This is a genomic window from Selenomonadales bacterium 4137-cl (assembly GCA_032334055.1).
GTDB lineage: Bacteria > Bacillota > Negativicutes > Sporomusales > UBA7701 > Anaeroselena > Anaeroselena agilis.
Window position 1 is genome coordinate 3,007,137 of record JAUOZS010000001.1, and the last position, 14,752, is coordinate 3,021,888.

17 protein-coding genes and 5 tRNA genes are annotated in these 14,752 nt (G+C 61.0%); 4 read left to right on the top strand and 18 right to left on the bottom strand.

The features are described 5' to 3' along the window. Nucleotides 1-9: 9 nt before the first annotated feature. The 5 genes from Q4T40_15765 to Q4T40_15785 form a co-directional block, all read right to left on the bottom strand. A tRNA-Met gene (locus tag Q4T40_15765) sits at nt 10-86 on the bottom strand. 8 nt (nt 87-94) lie between these two features. Next, a tRNA-Thr gene (locus Q4T40_15770) sits at nt 95-170 on the bottom strand. A gap of 42 nt (nt 171-212) precedes the next feature. Next, nucleotides 213-288 (bottom strand) — tRNA-Met (locus tag Q4T40_15775). A 37-nt stretch (nt 289-325) separates the two neighbouring features. Beyond that, a tRNA-Tyr gene (locus Q4T40_15780) sits at nt 326-410 on the bottom strand. An 11-nt stretch (nt 411-421) separates the two neighbouring features. Then, nucleotides 422-497 (bottom strand) — tRNA-Thr (locus Q4T40_15785). Nucleotides 498-897: 400 nt separating this feature from the next. Here Q4T40_15785 and Q4T40_15790 point away from each other — a divergent pair. Then, the gene (locus tag Q4T40_15790; GenBank protein MDT8902706.1) at nt 898-1,980 is read left to right on the top strand and encodes an HD-GYP domain-containing protein; all 1,083 of its coding nucleotides are present in this window, start codon (nt 898-900) and stop codon (nt 1,978-1,980) included. 76 nt (nt 1,981-2,056) lie between these two features. Here Q4T40_15790 and Q4T40_15795 read toward each other — a convergent pair whose 3' ends face one another. Continuing rightward, nucleotides 2,057-3,256 carry a metallophosphoesterase gene (locus Q4T40_15795; GenBank protein MDT8902707.1) on the bottom strand — a complete coding sequence of 400 codons (1,200 nt, stop codon included), beginning with the start codon at nt 3,254-3,256 and terminating at the stop codon, nt 2,057-2,059. A 203-nt stretch (nt 3,257-3,459) separates the two neighbouring features. Here Q4T40_15795 and Q4T40_15800 point away from each other — a divergent pair, with 203 nt between their 5' ends. Then, nucleotides 3,460-4,200 carry an MBL fold metallo-hydrolase gene (locus Q4T40_15800; GenBank protein MDT8902708.1) on the top strand — a complete coding sequence of 247 codons (741 nt, stop codon included), beginning with the start codon at nt 3,460-3,462 and terminating at the stop codon, nt 4,198-4,200. A gap of 205 nt (nt 4,201-4,405) precedes the next feature. Here Q4T40_15800 and Q4T40_15805 read toward each other — a convergent pair whose 3' ends face one another. Next, entirely contained in the window at nt 4,406-4,660 is a 255-nt protein-coding gene (locus Q4T40_15805; GenBank protein ID MDT8902709.1) for a hypothetical protein, read from the bottom strand. Between the two features lie 192 nt (nt 4,661-4,852). On the opposite strand from Q4T40_15805, the gene Q4T40_15810 reads away from it, so the two are divergent. After that, nucleotides 4,853-5,296: a hypothetical protein gene (locus tag Q4T40_15810; protein MDT8902710.1), complete on the top strand. Its 444-nt coding sequence runs from the start codon at nt 4,853-4,855 to the stop codon at nt 5,294-5,296. A 391-nt stretch (nt 5,297-5,687) separates the two neighbouring features. On the opposite strand, the gene Q4T40_15815 is transcribed toward Q4T40_15810, so the two are convergent. From Q4T40_15815 to Q4T40_15845, 7 genes are all read right to left on the bottom strand, one after another. Beyond that, complete coding sequence (locus Q4T40_15815) at nt 5,688-6,575, bottom strand: alpha/beta hydrolase (GenBank protein ID MDT8902711.1); 888 nt, start codon at nt 6,573-6,575, stop codon at nt 5,688-5,690. 26 nt (nt 6,576-6,601) lie between these two features. Then, nucleotides 6,602-7,399 (bottom strand): undecaprenyl-diphosphate phosphatase, encoded by a 798-nt coding sequence (locus tag Q4T40_15820; GenBank protein MDT8902712.1) that lies wholly within the window; start codon nt 7,397-7,399, stop codon nt 6,602-6,604. Between the two features lie 39 nt (nt 7,400-7,438). Beyond that, nucleotides 7,439-7,963 carry an NUDIX hydrolase gene (locus Q4T40_15825; GenBank protein ID MDT8902713.1) on the bottom strand — a complete coding sequence of 175 codons (525 nt, stop codon included), beginning with the start codon at nt 7,961-7,963 and terminating at the stop codon, nt 7,439-7,441. A gap of 51 nt (nt 7,964-8,014) precedes the next feature. Further along, entirely contained in the window at nt 8,015-8,719 is a 705-nt protein-coding gene (locus tag Q4T40_15830) for a DUF421 domain-containing protein (GenBank protein MDT8902714.1), read from the bottom strand. 228 nt (nt 8,720-8,947) lie between these two features. Further along, nucleotides 8,948-9,484, bottom strand: coding sequence for a peroxiredoxin (locus Q4T40_15835; GenBank protein MDT8902715.1), 537 nt, complete (start codon nt 9,482-9,484; stop codon nt 8,948-8,950). A 212-nt stretch (nt 9,485-9,696) separates the two neighbouring features. Next, complete coding sequence (gene brxF, locus Q4T40_15840) at nt 9,697-10,161, bottom strand: BREX-3 system P-loop-containing protein BrxF (protein MDT8902716.1); 465 nt, start codon at nt 10,159-10,161, stop codon at nt 9,697-9,699. 82 nt (nt 10,162-10,243) lie between these two features. Next, nucleotides 10,244-10,561: a hypothetical protein gene (locus tag Q4T40_15845; GenBank protein MDT8902717.1), complete on the bottom strand. Its 318-nt coding sequence runs from the start codon at nt 10,559-10,561 to the stop codon at nt 10,244-10,246. 142 nt (nt 10,562-10,703) lie between these two features. Between Q4T40_15845 and Q4T40_15850 the strand changes: the two genes are divergently transcribed. After that, on the top strand, nt 10,704-11,060 hold the full coding sequence (locus tag Q4T40_15850; GenBank protein MDT8902718.1) for a hypothetical protein: 357 nt from the start codon (nt 10,704-10,706) through the stop codon (nt 11,058-11,060). Nucleotides 11,061-11,108: 48 nt separating this feature from the next. Here the strand turns inward: Q4T40_15850 and sigH are convergent, their stop codons facing one another. The 4 genes from sigH to rlmB all read right to left on the bottom strand — a co-directional run bounded on the left by sigH (nt 11,109) and on the right by rlmB (nt 14,642). Further along, nucleotides 11,109-11,846: an RNA polymerase sporulation sigma factor SigH gene (gene sigH, locus Q4T40_15855; protein MDT8902719.1), complete on the bottom strand. Its 738-nt coding sequence runs from the start codon at nt 11,844-11,846 to the stop codon at nt 11,109-11,111. Nucleotides 11,847-11,995: 149 nt separating this feature from the next. After that, nucleotides 11,996-12,517 carry an NYN domain-containing protein gene (locus Q4T40_15860; protein MDT8902720.1) on the bottom strand — a complete coding sequence of 174 codons (522 nt, stop codon included), beginning with the start codon at nt 12,515-12,517 and terminating at the stop codon, nt 11,996-11,998. A gap of 17 nt (nt 12,518-12,534) precedes the next feature. Continuing rightward, nucleotides 12,535-13,899: a VanW family protein gene (locus Q4T40_15865; protein MDT8902721.1), complete on the bottom strand. Its 1,365-nt coding sequence runs from the start codon at nt 13,897-13,899 to the stop codon at nt 12,535-12,537. A gap of 5 nt (nt 13,900-13,904) precedes the next feature. Further along, nucleotides 13,905-14,642, bottom strand: a complete 738-nt coding sequence (gene rlmB, locus Q4T40_15870) for a 23S rRNA (guanosine(2251)-2'-O)-methyltransferase RlmB (GenBank protein MDT8902722.1) — start codon at nt 14,640-14,642, stop codon at nt 13,905-13,907. Between the last annotated feature and the right edge of the window lie 110 nt (nt 14,643-14,752).

The window sequence follows — 14,752 nt, forward strand, 5'->3', positions numbered from 1 at the left end:
TGTCCTAAATGGTGGCGGCGCACGGATTTGAACCGCGGACCCAGCGGGTATGAACCGCTTGCTCTAGCCAACTGAGCTACGCCGCCAAAAAAAATGGAGCTAGTGACCGGGATTGAACCGGTGACCTTATCCTTACCAAGGATACGCTCTACCAACTGAGCTACACCAGCATTTATTATCGGCCGGCAAAAAGCGCCGGCCGGATATTAACTTGGTTGCGGGGGCAGGATTTGAACCTGCGACCTTCGGGTTATGAGCCCGACGAGCTGCCAGCTGCTCCACCCCGCGATGTGCAAGAGCCAATCTCCAGTTATTGAGGTAAGTGTGGTGGAGGGGGGTGGATTCGAACCACCGAAGCGAAACGCGGCAGATTTACAGTCTGCTCCCTTTAGCCACTCGGGAACCCCTCCGTATTATACTGTGGAGCTGGCGAAGGGAATCGAACCCCCAACCGCGGGTTTACAAAACCCGTGCTCTGCCAATTGAGCTACGCCAGCGAAAGAGTGCGTCGTTTAGTGACAAAAGTTATTATATAATAACCGTCTCGTTATGTCAATACACCGCCGCAATTTCCTGACGGAACCTATTGGGCTCGTTCCACCTGACGAGAATTAAGTTTACCATACCTCTCCCGCTTGCGCAAGTGGTAAATCGTGTATTTTTTACCCCCGTTCCTGCAGCTAGCCTGCCCGCCTGCATCGCCCTTGGCGCGCCTCTCCGCCGACGCCTCGGCTCTTAATTTTGTCGAAAATTGGAGAAAAGTTCCTTGATTTTTGATATAATCTTAATGCAACACAAACCATCCGACGGCCGCAGGCAATGCCCTCCAGCCATGTCAAGCCCGGCCGTGATCGCACCTTTGCCAGTCACGACTAAGCTTGGAGGGATATAACGCCTATGGCAACCATCCTACTGCCGACAAATGCCCTCAAACCCGGAATGACGGTAGCGGAAAGCGTGTGCAGCGACAGACAGGTCATCCTGCAGGAAAACACCATCCTCACCAGCAACATCATCCGCCGCCTCGCTTCGTGGCACGTTCGCAGCGTACGGGTCAACCAGGAACCGAGCTACGGGGACGGCGCCCAGACCATCGCCCACCTCAGCGCCGAATTCGTCAAGGACAACCCCGCCTTTTTCACTCAGTACGCCAAAGCCATCGCCTCCGCCGGCAAACTCTTCCACCTCATGCGCGAAAACCAGGCCGTACCTTTCCAGGAGCTTGGCCGGCTCGCCACCGTCGACCTCTACAACCTGCTGCGCAGCAAGAGCCTCCTCGGCAACCTCTACCGCCTCAAATCCTACACCGATTACACCTTCATGCACGCCGTCGACGTCGGCCTCCTCGCCGGCCTCCTGGCCATCTGGAACGGCCTGCCCGAAGAAGAAGTAAAAACCCTCATCCTCTGCGGCCTCATGCACGACATCGGCAAATCGCAGATACCCCTGTCCATCCTCGACAAACCGGGCAAACTCACCCCCGAAGAACGGAAAACCATCATCCTCCACCCTGAATACGGCTACTACATGACCAAAAGCATCCCCGGCATCCTCCCCGACGTGCAGTACGCCGTCTGGCACCACCACGAACGGGAAAGCGGCGAAGGCTATCCGGGAAGACTGCGCGGCGACCGCATCCACCCTTACGCCAAGATTATCGCCATCGCCGACACCTACGACGCCCTCACCACCGACAAAGCCTACCAGAAAAGCGTCACCCCCTTCCAGGCGCTCGAAACCCTGCAAGACCTGATGTTCGTCCATCTTGAGCGCAAACTCTGCCAGACCTTCATCCGCAATATCCTTTACAGCCTGATGGGCTCCACCGTCCTCTTAAGCGACGGCGCCCAGGCCGAAGTGCTGCAAACGGCCCACTACATGTCCTGCAAACCCGTAGTCGCCACCAACAACGGCGTCATCGCCGACCTCCACCTCAGCAACAGAACGACCATCGTCGAAGTCCTCAAATTCCGCCAATAGCTTAGATTGCCGTTAAAAACCCCAAACCAAAAGCCCCGCACCCGCGGGGCTCTCTTATTACTCCTCCTTGCGGACCTCAAGCCCGCAAAGTAAACACGCTTATCTCCGGCGGACACCCCAGCCGGAACGGAAACCAGTGCCCCGCGCCGCTCGACACATACCCCCACAGATCGTCCTGCCGGTACAGACCGCGCACGTACCGATGCAGCGACACCAGCGGCCTGCCGCCGATCACCACCTGGCCGCCGTGCGAATGCCCGGCCAGCGTAAGCGGCACCTGCCCGGCGAACCCGTCGATGAGGAAATCGGGATGGTGGGCGATCAACACCCGGACCGCGCCGGCCGGCACGCCCCGGTTGGCGGCCGCGAAACACTCCTGCCGCCGTTCGTCCGGGATATTCAAGCTGCGGCGGGCGCTCTCCGCCGGCGGGTAATCCACGCCCAGCAGATATAGCGGCCGCTCGCCCGGTACGATCTCGGCGCTTGCGTTCTTGAGGATCTTAATCCCCCCCGCCCGCAGCGTCGCCTCGACCAGACGGGGATCGCGGAAATACTCGTGATTGCCCCAGCAAAAATACACCCCGTGGGGAACGTCCGCCTGCAGCGCCGCCAGTCGCTCGACCGCCGGAGCGATCTGACTGAGATCGTCCACGAAATCGCCGGTCATCACCATCAGATCCGGCTTCTCGGCCCGCAGGCGCGCACACACCGTCTCCAGCCTCGTCAGATCGAAATACGGCCCCACATGCGTATCGCTCACCTGGCCGATTCGGAAGCCGTCAAGACCGGCAGGCAGTCCCGACACAACCACCGAGTGGCGGACGACCGCCAGCTCGGCCTGGGCGCTGTAAACTCCCTTCGCCCCCGGCACGAACGCAACCAGCGGCACCGCCGCCAGCGCGCCGCTGATAAAAGCGCGGCGGCTCATACCCGGCTCCGCCGGCGCCGTCTCCTTCCCCCTCGCCCGCCGCCTGTCCCAGCGGTCCACAGCGTAAAACAGCGGCTGCAGAACGATCAGGACAAGCTGCCCGCACAGCCACACCAGCGCGCCGTATATAAGGAAGATAAGCAGCTCCTGACCCGGCTCGGCCGTCCACGGGCGGCGCGGCCAGCCGAAAACCATCACCAGCGCCGCGGCCGCCGTCAGCAGCAGGTACGCCCGCCGCACAAACCTGCCGCGCCAGAAAATGAACAACCGCGCCAGCAGCCGGTAATTAAGCCAACTCAAAAACACCGTCAGCGCCAGCAGCGAAAAAATGGCCACAACAAAACGCATCCATACCTCCGTTACCTTATCGACATACAATACAACCTTTGACACCCGCCGCCCCGATACCTGCCTCATCCCCCCGCCATAATCTTCCCCGTTCCGCCGCCGGAAATAAGCCGGTCGGCCCTCGAAAACGCCGCCTGCCGCATGGTATAATTATCCTGAAATCCCAATTCAGGAGGTGACGGCGGGACCACGTCCCGCGCCCAATGACCGACACCGTCCGCATCCACGACCTGGCCCTCGACGCCGACATGTTCGGCACCAGCATCACCATCCACCCCGTCCTCCTCTGGGACGCAACCGACGGCGCCACCCTCGTCGACGCCGGCGTCCCCGGTCTTTTCCCCCTCCTCCGGCAGGCTGTCGAACGCGCCGGCGTCCCCTTCCGCCAGCTCCGCCGCGTCATCCTCACCCACCAGGACTGGGACCACACCGGCGCCCTGCCCGACATCCTCGCCGCCGGCGAAGGCATCACCGTCTGCGCCCACCGCCTCGAAAAACCCTACATCGAAGGCGCCCTGCCCAACTACAAACTCACCCCCGAAAAAATCGCCGCCCGCATCGCCGCCCTCCCGCCCGAGGCACAGCCCAAGGCGGCCGCCGTCTTTGCCGCCCTCCCCGTCTCCCCCGTGCACCGCGCCCTCGTAGACGGCGAGCTCCTCCCCTTCCACGGCGGCCTCGAAGTCATCCACACGCCCGGCCACACGCCCGGCAACCTCTGCCTCTACCTCAAAAACCGCCGCCTCCTCATCGCCGGCGACCAACTCCGCGTCGTCGACGGCGCCCTCGTCGGCCCCGCTCCCGAGCACACCCCCGACATGCCGACAGCCCTCACCTCGCTCAAAAAACTCGCCGCCTACGACATCGACCGCGTCCTCTGCTACCACGGCGGCCCGTACGGGCCAAACGCCGCCCCCAGCATCGCCACCCTCGTCGGCTGCCGATAAGGCCCCATCTGCTGCGTTGCTCCTCGACTGCCATCCTCAGCGTACGTTCGTGTACGCTTCCGGTGTCAGCCTCCGGTGCGCCTTGCATCTGAAGCCTTCTCGGCAACCTTGGCTAGTCCCTATTTCGCTTATAGAGCCGGGCCGCTCTCACCCCGGAAACATAAAGGCTGCTCCGTTTGGAGCAGCCTTTATCATATATATTGCGCTACATCGTGCCCAGTTCTTCCGGCGGCGTCCTGGTGATAACACCCGCCGCCATCAACTGATTGACGATGTCCTCATGGACCGTCAGCGATCTCACAAAGCCCTCCAGCGGCATGATTATCCTGCTGCTGACGTCCATGACCGGCTGGCCGTTGTCGCTCGCCAGTTGAGGCTGCACCGTCACAAAATCGATGCGGACAAGATTTCCGGTTATGTGGATGGCGCTGATCCCGTCAGCGAAAATCTCCTGCTGCATTGTCTGTCATCCTCCCTCAATGCTTTTATAATACCCCCAAAAGCCAATTAAACAAGTTTCGTCGATAACCGCCTTTTTCCTCCTCCGGATCCGGCCCTCGCCGTATTTTTCCAGTCCCCGCTCCGTTACCATTCCCCCGCCGGCGTCGTTTAATAGTACGTGGCAAATAATAAATAAAGACAGGAGGTCTCGATGAACACCATGCGCACCAAAAAAGCGGCCAGCTTCTTCGCCGTGCTTCTGCTATCGGGAACCCTGCTTCTCGGCGGCTGCGTCAACCTCACCCAAACCGACTCCCCGTCCACGCCGTCCGTGCCCTCCGGACCGTCGACCGGCGCCAGGGAAGTCAAAGTCGTCTACAACTACAACGACACCGACAAAGTACAGCTTTCCGGCAACGACCTCGTGCTGAAAGTCGGCGAAAAACTCGTCCTCCAGCCCGCCGCCGGCCTCACCAAAAACACCCGCTTCAAATCCGCCGGCAAATACTTCATCGGCGACATCATGAAACAGGAAACCGACCAGCACGGCAAAGTCGTATTCACCGCCGTCAAAGCCGGCAAAGGTCAGCTCCAGATTATACCGGATACCGACAAAGAAGACCGCGCCGTCGATCTCCGAGTTACTGTAGAGTAAAGTTCAGGGGGATTGGCGATAAGGCCCCATCTGCGGCGTTGCTCCTCGGCTGCCATCCTCAGCGTACGTTCGTGTACGCACGATGCTGTTAAACCGATCCTGTGCAAACAACGCATCTAAACATCGTCGCGGAGGAAACGGTGGTGTCAGCCTCCGGTGCGCCTTGCATCTGGTGCCTTCTAGCCAATCCCGGCTGTCAAGGGAAGGCCGGAGGCGTCGGGGAAAGCAGGCGTGCTGCGCCGTTGGCGACGGTACGGCTGTGTCGGCCCGAGCCTACGGCGCGTTCAGCCGCAGCCACGCGAGCGGCGATGCGGCTTTCGCCCGCAGCACTAACATTGTGCCCAGGAACGATAAAGACCGTCTAAAGCAGTAGCTTCAGACGGTCTCTTTTTTATCCCCTCGCGAACGCTTCGCGGAGCTTGTCCGCGATCAGGTCCCACGCCGCCAGCGCCGCCTCCTGCGGTCCAAAGTGAGTGAAAGCGTGCATGCAGCCGGCAAACTCCCGGTAAGCGACCTCCACCCCCGCCGCCTTAAGGCGCGCCGCGTACCGCTCCCCGTCGCCCCGGATCGGGTCCAGTTCCGCCGTGATCACCAGCGCCGGCGGCAGTCCTGAAAGATCGTCGGCTAAGAGCGGCGAAAGCAGCGGATTGCGCTTATCTTCCGGGGAATTCACATAGCAGGCGGTGAAAAACTCCCGCGTCGCCGGCGTCAGCAGCTTGTCACCGGTCACCACCTCATAAGGGTCGACCGTCAGATCGAGTGGCGGATAATCCAGCACCTGATACACGATGGAAAACTCCCGCCGCTCTTTCGCCAGCAGGCATAGCCCCGCCGCCAGGTTGCCGCCCGCGCTGTGGCCGCCCACGGCAATCCGCCCGGCGTCCACGCCCAGCCCGGCCGCATTGGCGCACAGCCACCTCGCGACAGCGTAGCACTCCTCCAGCGCCACCGGGAACTTGTGCTCCGGCGCCAACCGGTAATCCACGCTGACCACCGCGCATCCCGCCGCGTCGGCGAGCCTGCGGCACCATCCATCGTCGTCCGCGGCGCTGCCCATCACAAACCCGCCGCCGTGCATGCTCACAAACACCGGCAGAGGCTCCTGCACCTGTCTCACTGGCCTGTACACGAGCACCCGCGTATCGCCCGCGCCCGTCCTCACGGCAAGCTCGTCCGCCCCGCCCCCGAGCGCGCCCCTGCGGCCGCCAGCCCCGCGGAGCGCGGAATCCCGCCGCGCCGCGATCGCCGCCTTCGCTATACTCACCATATCGAATGCCATCAGTTACTCCCCCGGGGTCCGGCCGCTCAACGCATAAAGAAATACCAGTACGACACGGCCGCCAGCACGAAGCGATAATAAGCGAACGACGCCAGCGTCGACCTGTTCAGGAAACGCAGGAACCACACGATCGAGATATAGGCGACGACGAACGACACCACGAAACCGACGGCGATCATCGCCAGATCGTCGCCGCTGAGCCTGTCCAGGATTTTCAGCAGGTCGTACACGCACGCCATCAGCATCAACGGCACAGCGATAATAAACGAAAACTCGGCCGCCGCCGTGCGGCTCATGCCGAACAGCAACCCGCCGGCGATCGTCGATCCCGACCGTGAAAAGCCCGGCCACAGCGACAATATCTGGAACAGGCCCACGAAAAAAGCCTGCCTGACAGTCATATCCTCTACGTCGCGGACCACCGGCCGCCTGGCGGCCTTCTCGGCGACCAGCATCAGCACCGCCCCCGCCACCAGCCCGATAATGACCGTTAAATCGGAAAACAGGTACATCTTGATCGGCTTGTGGAGCAGGTAGCCCACCGCTCCCACCGGCACGATGCCGGCGGCCACATGCCAGGCCGACAGCCCGTCGGTGCTGGTAAGGCGCCTGAGGTCCATCATCCGCAGGAACTTGTCGCGATACAGGATGAAAACCGACAGGATGGCCCCCAACTGGATGAACACCATGAAAACGCTGGCCTTCTCCCCCTCGTAACCCAGCAGCGATCCGGTCAGGATCATATGCCCGGTGGACGAAACGGGCAGAAACTCGGTCAGCCCCTCAACGATGCCGATGATAATTGCGATCAGGTACTCATTCAAAGATTATTTCCCCCCGCTGTTCAGACACACTAATATACATTATATCCCTCCGTCGGCCGAATGCAAGCGTTTCAGCATATCGATGACCGCCGCGTCCGTCGGGAAGGCCAGCGGCGGCGGCGCCTCCAGCGGGAAGTACCCAACCGCGTCAAGGTCGTCCCCTGCCGCCAGCCGGCCGCCCGTCGGCCGGGCCCGAAACCAGATGCCGACAGTATGCGCCTCGGGGTTATGCCAGTTCGACAACACCGTGAAAACCCCGTCCACCTCAATTGTCAATCCCGTCTCCTCGCTGAATTCGCGCCTGATCGCCGCGTACACATCCTCATCATATTCCACATACCCGCATGGTATGCACCACAGTCCCGGGTAAGTCGACCAGCCCGCCCGGCGGCCGAGCAGGATCTTCCCTCCGTCCAGCACGATCGCCGCCACGCCGACGACCGGATTCTCGTACATGACATAACCGCAGGCCGAACACGTCAGCCGCTCCCGCTCCCTGCGGGGCTGAAGGGCCAGCGCCCCGCCGCACTTGGGGCAGAAATTAAAACGCTGCTTTTTCGTCAAACTCCGTCACCTCTCCCCTCCCTTCGCCGCCCGCCAGCCCGTTTCCTCCGCTCAGTGCAGAAAGGAGCCGTTCTCGGCCACATCCTCGCGGATGACATGAATCTTCCCCTCCCGGTCCATCAGCGCGATAAAAACCTCTTCCAGCCGCTCGCCGTGCCGGTCGCGGAAGTCTTCGATCTGTTCGGCCGAAAACCCCATCTTCGCCAAGGTCTTCGCCTGCAGCTCGCCTTCCACCACCACCGGCACCAGCACCCGGTTGGACGCCACCTTATATCCCAGCTGGCTGGCGGTCAGCGGCAGATACTCCGCCTTTTTCAGCACGCTCAGCTTGCCGGTCGGCTCGAAAACCGCCAGCTCCACCTCGGTGATATCGAAAACCTCTTTCTCGCGCAAAAGCTGCAGCAGCATCTCGGCCGTCAGCCTCGCTCCCTTGAGATTCGCCTTGATGATCTGCCCATCTTCCACCACCACCGTCGGCGCATAATTCAGTCGCGTATACACGCCCCGGAACTTCAGGCTTATCATGCTGACCGCAACCTGGATCGCCCCCAGCAGCACCAGGGCGACCAGCGCGTGGCCGAGGCTGATGCGCGGGTCGGCGATGCTGGCCCCGGCCACCGTCCCGGCGGTAATCGACAGCGCGAAATCCACCGGCGTAAGATCGGCCATCTGCCGCTTGCCGGCCACCAGCCAGACGGCGACCAGCACCGCCATCGTCGCCAACACGGTGAAAGCGATCGAACCGAGTTCACCCACGTGCATACCTCCCGTAAAGATAGTGTAACCGCCCGCAGCCCCGAACAAACGAAAAAGAGGACGGCAAGAACCGTCCTCTTAAAACAGCCCCCATAGAAGTCAAAGGCCGTTCAGAAACGAGACTAGCGAGGCGCCGGGGCTTTCGCGACCGGAGGCGTACACGAAAGTACGTTGAGGATCGCGGAAGTCCCGGCAACAAAGCTAGGCGACGTTTATCAACGGCCGCGATTACAAGGTACGGTCGCCGGGATGCCAATCAATGGGACACATCCCCCCGCTCTGCAGCGCCTGCAGAACCCTGAGCGTCTCGTCCACGCTGCGGCCGACGTTGAGATCGCTCACCACCGAATAACGCAGCATCCCCTCGGGATCGATGATGAACAGGCCGCGCAGCGCGATGCCCTCCTCCTCCACCAGCACCCCGTAGCGGCGGGCCACCTCCTTCGTGATGTCGGACGCCAGCGGGTAGTCAAGACCGCCGAGGCCGCCCTCCTCCGGCGAGCTCTTCACCCACGCCCGGTGGCTGTAGACGCTGTCCACGCTCACCCCCAGGATTTCCGCCCCCGCGGCCCGGAACTCGGCGAGGCGGGAATTGAAGCCGCGGATCTCGGTCGGGCATACGAACGTGAAATCGAGCGGATAAAAGAACAGCACCAGCCACTTTCCTTGATAATCGGACAGCTTGGCTACATGGTCGAGCGCCTCAAGATTCCTGGTTGTCGGCATAGCGAAGTCGGGAGCTTTCTGACCTACCTTGGCTGACATATGTATTCCTCCTTTAATTTATAATTATTATTTATTAATAATTATTCTATTTATTTTAAAAAACTCCTGCCGGCGGATGAAAATAATTTTCGATAATCCTGAAAAAAATATACGCCGGTTGTTCTATGAACAACCGGCGTCGCTGTCAGATATGCCGTCAGAATATCAGTCAGGCATTTTGCCTGCTTTTGTCAGGGTAAATGTCAGGGTGGTCAGCCGATCTCGATAACCTTCAGCTCGGTCACGGGGTAGCGTTTGGGCTCCGGCAGCCCCGGCTCCATGTACCCCAGCCGGCTGTCGACGTAATCGCCCGGCCAGGCGGCGACGATGGAATGCTTCCTGCTAAGCTGGCGCAGCAGCTCCAGCGGCTCGAGATTCAGAATTGGGGTGAAAAGCACCTGGATATTGTCCAACAGGATAACATCCGCGCGCTCACGCTCCAGCATCTTGTCCATGATGCCCGGCGCCTCGCGCGGCCGCGCCTTGGGCACAAGCTCCAGCAGTTCGTCGGTCACCAGTTCGCGACAATCGACATAGCGCCAGCCCCGGTTAAGCCCGAGTTCGCGCATGATCTTGCTCTTGCCGCTGCCCGGCCTGCCCACTATCAGTACGAGGCGTTCTTGCGAATCCTTCAGTTCCTGGACGTAGTCTACAACCATCTGTATTGCTACCGGCATGGCACGGCCCCCTCGCCCCGCGAAATTTGCACTAGTCATATTCGGCAACTCGAGGCAAAATCCTGCCCGAATTGACAAAAAACTACTCGGCGACGGAAATGATCGCCCGCGCGTTGACCGCTCCGAGCGGCGGCCGGTGGTCGATGAGCACGCTCCGGCAGGCCATCACGAACTTGAGAACATAGTCGTCGCCACGATAACAGAAGAACTCGTCGGGCACAATATACACTATCAGGTCAATATCATCGACGACGCAGGCGCCGCCCGCGAATTCGACCGTCAGGTCGTGAGGCGCCTTGAACTCGATCCGCGACCCGACCCGCTGCTTGGCGATGATTTCCGGCGTTATTTCGGCCACCGCGGCCGGCTCACCCTCAGGCGTTTTGATGATAAATTCCAATGCCTGTCCCTCCGCTATCATAACCAAAGTATGTGACGGCGATAACATTCTCCTATGTAGGCAACGCCGGTTTATCGGCCGGCGAGCGGACAAGTGTGTTATAATCAATTTGGCCCTATTTTGACCGAAGGGAGCGAACCTGATGCAAAAATTCACCTGCGGCTGCGGGCGGTCTGTCCGCGACGTCTATTTCAAAAACGGCGAGTACATGTGCGGCAAGTGCTTCTGGCTCAACACCGAAAGCCCGTACGATTACCTCATCAACCTGCTGGCCTCCAAGGGCCTCGTCATCACTTACAAAAACACGCCGGTGCTGGTAGTCAAGCAGTTCAGCGCCGACGACGACCGCGAGGCGGCCATCCGTCCCGACGAAAACTGGGTGGTGGTGGAAGGCGACGACTTCTGGCAGAATTACTCCGGTTCGCCGGCCGACCTGCGCGACTACATCAGCGAATACGGCCAGAAGAAGGACAGCGGCTGCGAATCCAAGGAAGACTGATCTAGGCAAACCAAAAAACGACACCGTCTGGTGTCGTTTTTTTCTGCCTCAGTCGTCGATAGCATCCAGGTCGTCCAGCTCGCCCTGCAGTTCCTTGTTCAAGTTGGCCAGTCCCTTGTACATGCTGCCGACTTCGCTGTCGTCGGCGCGGTTGTCAAGGTAGCGTTCCAGCTTGCGTTTCACACGCTGCAGTGCGTTGTCGATCGACTTGACGTGCCGGTCGAGCTCGACCGCGATCTCCTGGTAGGATTTGCCGTCCAGATAGGACATGAGCACTTTCCATTCGAGATCGCTGAGGATTTCGCCCATCTTTTCCTCGATATCGACGAATTCCTCGCGGCTGATGACCAACTCCTCGGGGTCGGAAATCTTCGACCCGGAAAGCACGTCCAGCAGGGTGCGGTCGGAGTCCTCGTCGTATATCGGCTTATTAAGGGAGACATAAGAGTTCAGCGGGATGTGCTTCTGTCGGGTGGCGGTCTTGATGGCGGTAATTATCTGGCGGGTTACGCACAGCTCGGCAAAGGCGCGGAAAGAGGAAAGCTTGTCATTGCGAAAATCCCTGATGGCCTTGTAGAGCCCGATCATGCCTTCCTGGATGATGTCCTCCCGGTCGGCGCCGATGAGGAAGTACGATCTGGCCTTAGCCCGGACGAAATTGCGGTATTTGTTGATCAAATACTCCAGAGCGACCGTGTTGTCGTTGTCTTTTGCGTCGATTACAATTTCTTCGTCTGTCATGTTTTCGAAACAACCGTACAGATCGCGTTGGGTATTAGCCCGCATCACATCGCCCCCACTCTTCAACTTGCCGGCCGTAAAAAGAAAACGCACTAAATAACTTAGTGCCACAATCGATTGTACATGCCACTTTCAAACAGAATTATAACCCACACCCGCCACTTAGTCAAGCTATTCTTGGGCGCCGAAGGGCCTCAGAGCCCGCGGCGCAAGGCGTCAAGGCGCTTTCTGACTTCCTCGTCGACCCGCCCGCCGAGCTCCTGCCGTCGGTGCTGACGGTCGGCCTCCGTATACCCCGCGCGGACCTCCTTTTCGGCGGCCAACACGCTCAGGCGCAGTTCACGGGCCGATATCCGCCACGCCCCCGAACCGAGGACGGCGAACTGCTGGTCCCGGTCGGAGGTTACGACGTAAACCCCCTGGCCGGAGCGAACCAGTTGATAAGTTAGTCTTTCTATATAGCTGTCGGCCGTCTCACCCTCGGCGGTGAATACCACCTCCGCGCCGCCTGGCAGAGTCTCGCTCCTGCTCGCGGTCCCGGACACGGCATGGGCGTCGAATACGATGACAACCCTATAATCTTTATATGCGCCATAGCTCGCAAGAATGTCCATTAATTTCGCCCGGGCGTGCTCGAGGCTTTCTTCCTTCACCGCCGCGAGCTCCGGCCAGGCCCCGAGCACGTTGTAGCCGTCCACCAGCATGATGTCAGCCAAATCCGCTTCCTCCGCGCTTAGTTTTTCCCCTGGACCTGGTCGATTTTCTCCTGGACGAAAGGCGGCAGCTTCGTGCCCACCTTGACGATCGTGTTCTCCGGCTGGTAACGGTCCTTGGTCAGCACTTCGCGCTTAAGCTCCCGACCGCCCGCGCTCACCACTCTCAGGGTGGTCACCTCGTAGCCGGGCTTGCCCTGCTTGTCCACCTTGGTCTCGCCCAGGAATAGACCGGGGTCCTGCTTCTTGACCACCGCTGGCGGAATGACCTGGCGGTCGGCGGACAGCAGTTCGACCGCCACCGCCAGCGGCTCGCGACCGACGATACCGACGGTCAGCCTGTTCTTGGCCGTTTCGGCCATAATAACGACCGGCGAACCGGTATTGTTGGCGAATTTGAAGTCCAGCGCCCCGAACACGACGGTCGCATCACGCCCAAGGCCGACATAACCGAGCGGCTTGGAATGGTTGGACCGCTCGACGACCGTCAGGTTGGCGAGCAGCACGGCGTTGTACAGGGTGGACGACACCTGGCACACACCGCCGCCGATGCCGGGGACGAATTCCCCGTCCACGATCTCCAGCGCCTCCTTGAAGCCGTGCTCCCGGTCACGCGGCCCCACCACCTGGTTGAAGGAAAATGTCTCTCCGGGATAGACGATGTGGCCGTTGATGCGGCGGGCCGACAGGCGAATGTTGGCGGTGCGGTTGGCGTCGGCCGGATCGAAGGCGGTCGTGAACGACGACCACAGCTCCTTGATGCCGGTCTGGCGCAGGTCGGCCACGGTGACATCGGGATACAGCGGCGTTACTGGCAGCGGCAGGTTGGCGTCGCCGGCGTGCAGCGCCTTGAGGACGAGCGGCTTGACCGCCGCCACGTCGAGCCTGCGCCCCTGCTCCTGGGGCACGATGCCGCCTTTCTCAAGACTGAGGGCGGCGTTGCGCGGCGGCCGGTCGATGGCTTCCCGCCACGCTTCGAGCAGCGCGGCCAGTTTATTCTCATTATACCTGACCCTTAGCGGGATGCGATAGCCCTCCCGGCGGGCGGCGCCGATATTTTTCAACCGCTCCCCCCACGAGCCGCGGCGGCCGTATGCCCAGGCCTCTTCGGCGGTCGCTTCGACATCGAGGTCGTAGTCTATGCTGGCGGCGTCGAGCCGGAAGGCGGTATCGCCGTAATAAACGACAACATGGCGGCTATGGTATTCCTGCCGCCACGCCGCCAGAAGCTGCCCGAGTTCGTCCCGGCCGAGACCGCCTACGGCCACGCCTTCCACGGCCACACCCTCATAGACCCCGCCGCCGACAAGCGGACGCACCAAAACGGCGGCAAGGGCGAAGACGATAATTGCGGTTGCTGCGGCCAAGCGGGATTTCCGCGTCACTTAATTCAAGACTCCCTTTGTCGATAGACTTCGTACATCAATAGCGAGCACGCCACCGAAGCGTTCAGCGACGTGATCCGCCCCTTCATCGGGATGCTAACGAGAAAATCGCACGCCTCCTTGGCAAGCCGGCTGAGACCGCGCCCTTCGCCACCCACCACCACCAGCACGGGGCCCTTGAGGTCCGCCCGGTAATACGGCCGGTCGCCAGCCATGTCCGCGCCGACGACCCACAGGCCCTCCTTCTTGAGGGCCTCGATGGCCTGAACGACATTGCCGATCCTCGCGACAGGCACGTACTCGACCGCCCCGGCCGAGGTCTTGGCGACCGCCGCCGACAGGGGTGCGCTGCGCCGTTTGGGGATAAGGACGCCATGGGCGCCGGCGGCGTCGGCGGTGCGGAGGATGGCGCCAAGGTTGTGGGGGTCCTCCAGTTCGTCGAGGAGAACGATGAAGGGCGGTTCCCCAAGATCGCGGGCCTTGGCGAGGATGTCCTCGACCTCGGCGTAAGCCACCGGCGGCACCATGGCGACCACGCCCTGGTGGCGCATGCCGCCGGTCAGCTCGGCCAGCTTGGCGGCGTCCACCTCCTGGACAACCAGCCCCCTGGCCTTGGCCTGGCCGGCTATCTCCCGCAGCGAGCCCTGCCGCTCGCCTCTGGCCACCAGCACCTTATTGATCGGCCGGCCGCTCTTTAGCGCTTCGAGAACGCTGTTTCGCCCGGCGACGAATTCTTCGCTCATTTCCTCAGACCCCTCCGGCCGCAACAAGGCGGCCTTTTATTATTTGCCCGATGGGCGGGTGTTTATAAGTAATAGTCGGACACTTACAAAGAAACCGGGGATTCCCCCGG

What these genes read in the sequence shown, in the direction of transcription:
- Q4T40_15790 (MDT8902706.1), top strand. Translation starts at nt 898, where the DNA reads ATGGCAACCATCCTACTGCCGACAAATGCCCTCAAACCCGGAATGACG.
- Q4T40_15795 (MDT8902707.1), bottom strand. Translation starts at nt 3,256, where the DNA reads ATGCGTTTTGTTGTGGCCATTTTTTCGCTGCTGGCGCTGACGGTGTTT.
- Q4T40_15800 (MDT8902708.1), top strand. Translation starts at nt 3,460, where the DNA reads ATGACCGACACCGTCCGCATCCACGACCTGGCCCTCGACGCCGACATG.
- Q4T40_15805 (MDT8902709.1), bottom strand. Translation starts at nt 4,660, where the DNA reads ATGCAGCAGGAGATTTTCGCTGACGGGATCAGCGCCATCCACATAACC.
- Q4T40_15810 (MDT8902710.1), top strand. Translation starts at nt 4,853, where the DNA reads ATGAACACCATGCGCACCAAAAAAGCGGCCAGCTTCTTCGCCGTGCTT.
- Q4T40_15815 (MDT8902711.1), bottom strand. Translation starts at nt 6,575, where the DNA reads ATGGCATTCGATATGGTGAGTATAGCGAAGGCGGCGATCGCGGCGCGG.
- Q4T40_15835 (MDT8902715.1), bottom strand. Translation starts at nt 9,484, where the DNA reads ATGTCAGCCAAGGTAGGTCAGAAAGCTCCCGACTTCGCTATGCCGACA.
- brxF (MDT8902716.1), bottom strand. Translation starts at nt 10,161, where the DNA reads ATGCCGGTAGCAATACAGATGGTTGTAGACTACGTCCAGGAACTGAAG.
- Q4T40_15850 (MDT8902718.1), top strand. Translation starts at nt 10,704, where the DNA reads ATGCAAAAATTCACCTGCGGCTGCGGGCGGTCTGTCCGCGACGTCTAT.
- sigH (MDT8902719.1), bottom strand. Translation starts at nt 11,846, where the DNA reads ATGCGGGCTAATACCCAACGCGATCTGTACGGTTGTTTCGAAAACATG.
- rlmB (MDT8902722.1), bottom strand. Translation starts at nt 14,642, where the DNA reads ATGAGCGAAGAATTCGTCGCCGGGCGAAACAGCGTTCTCGAAGCGCTA.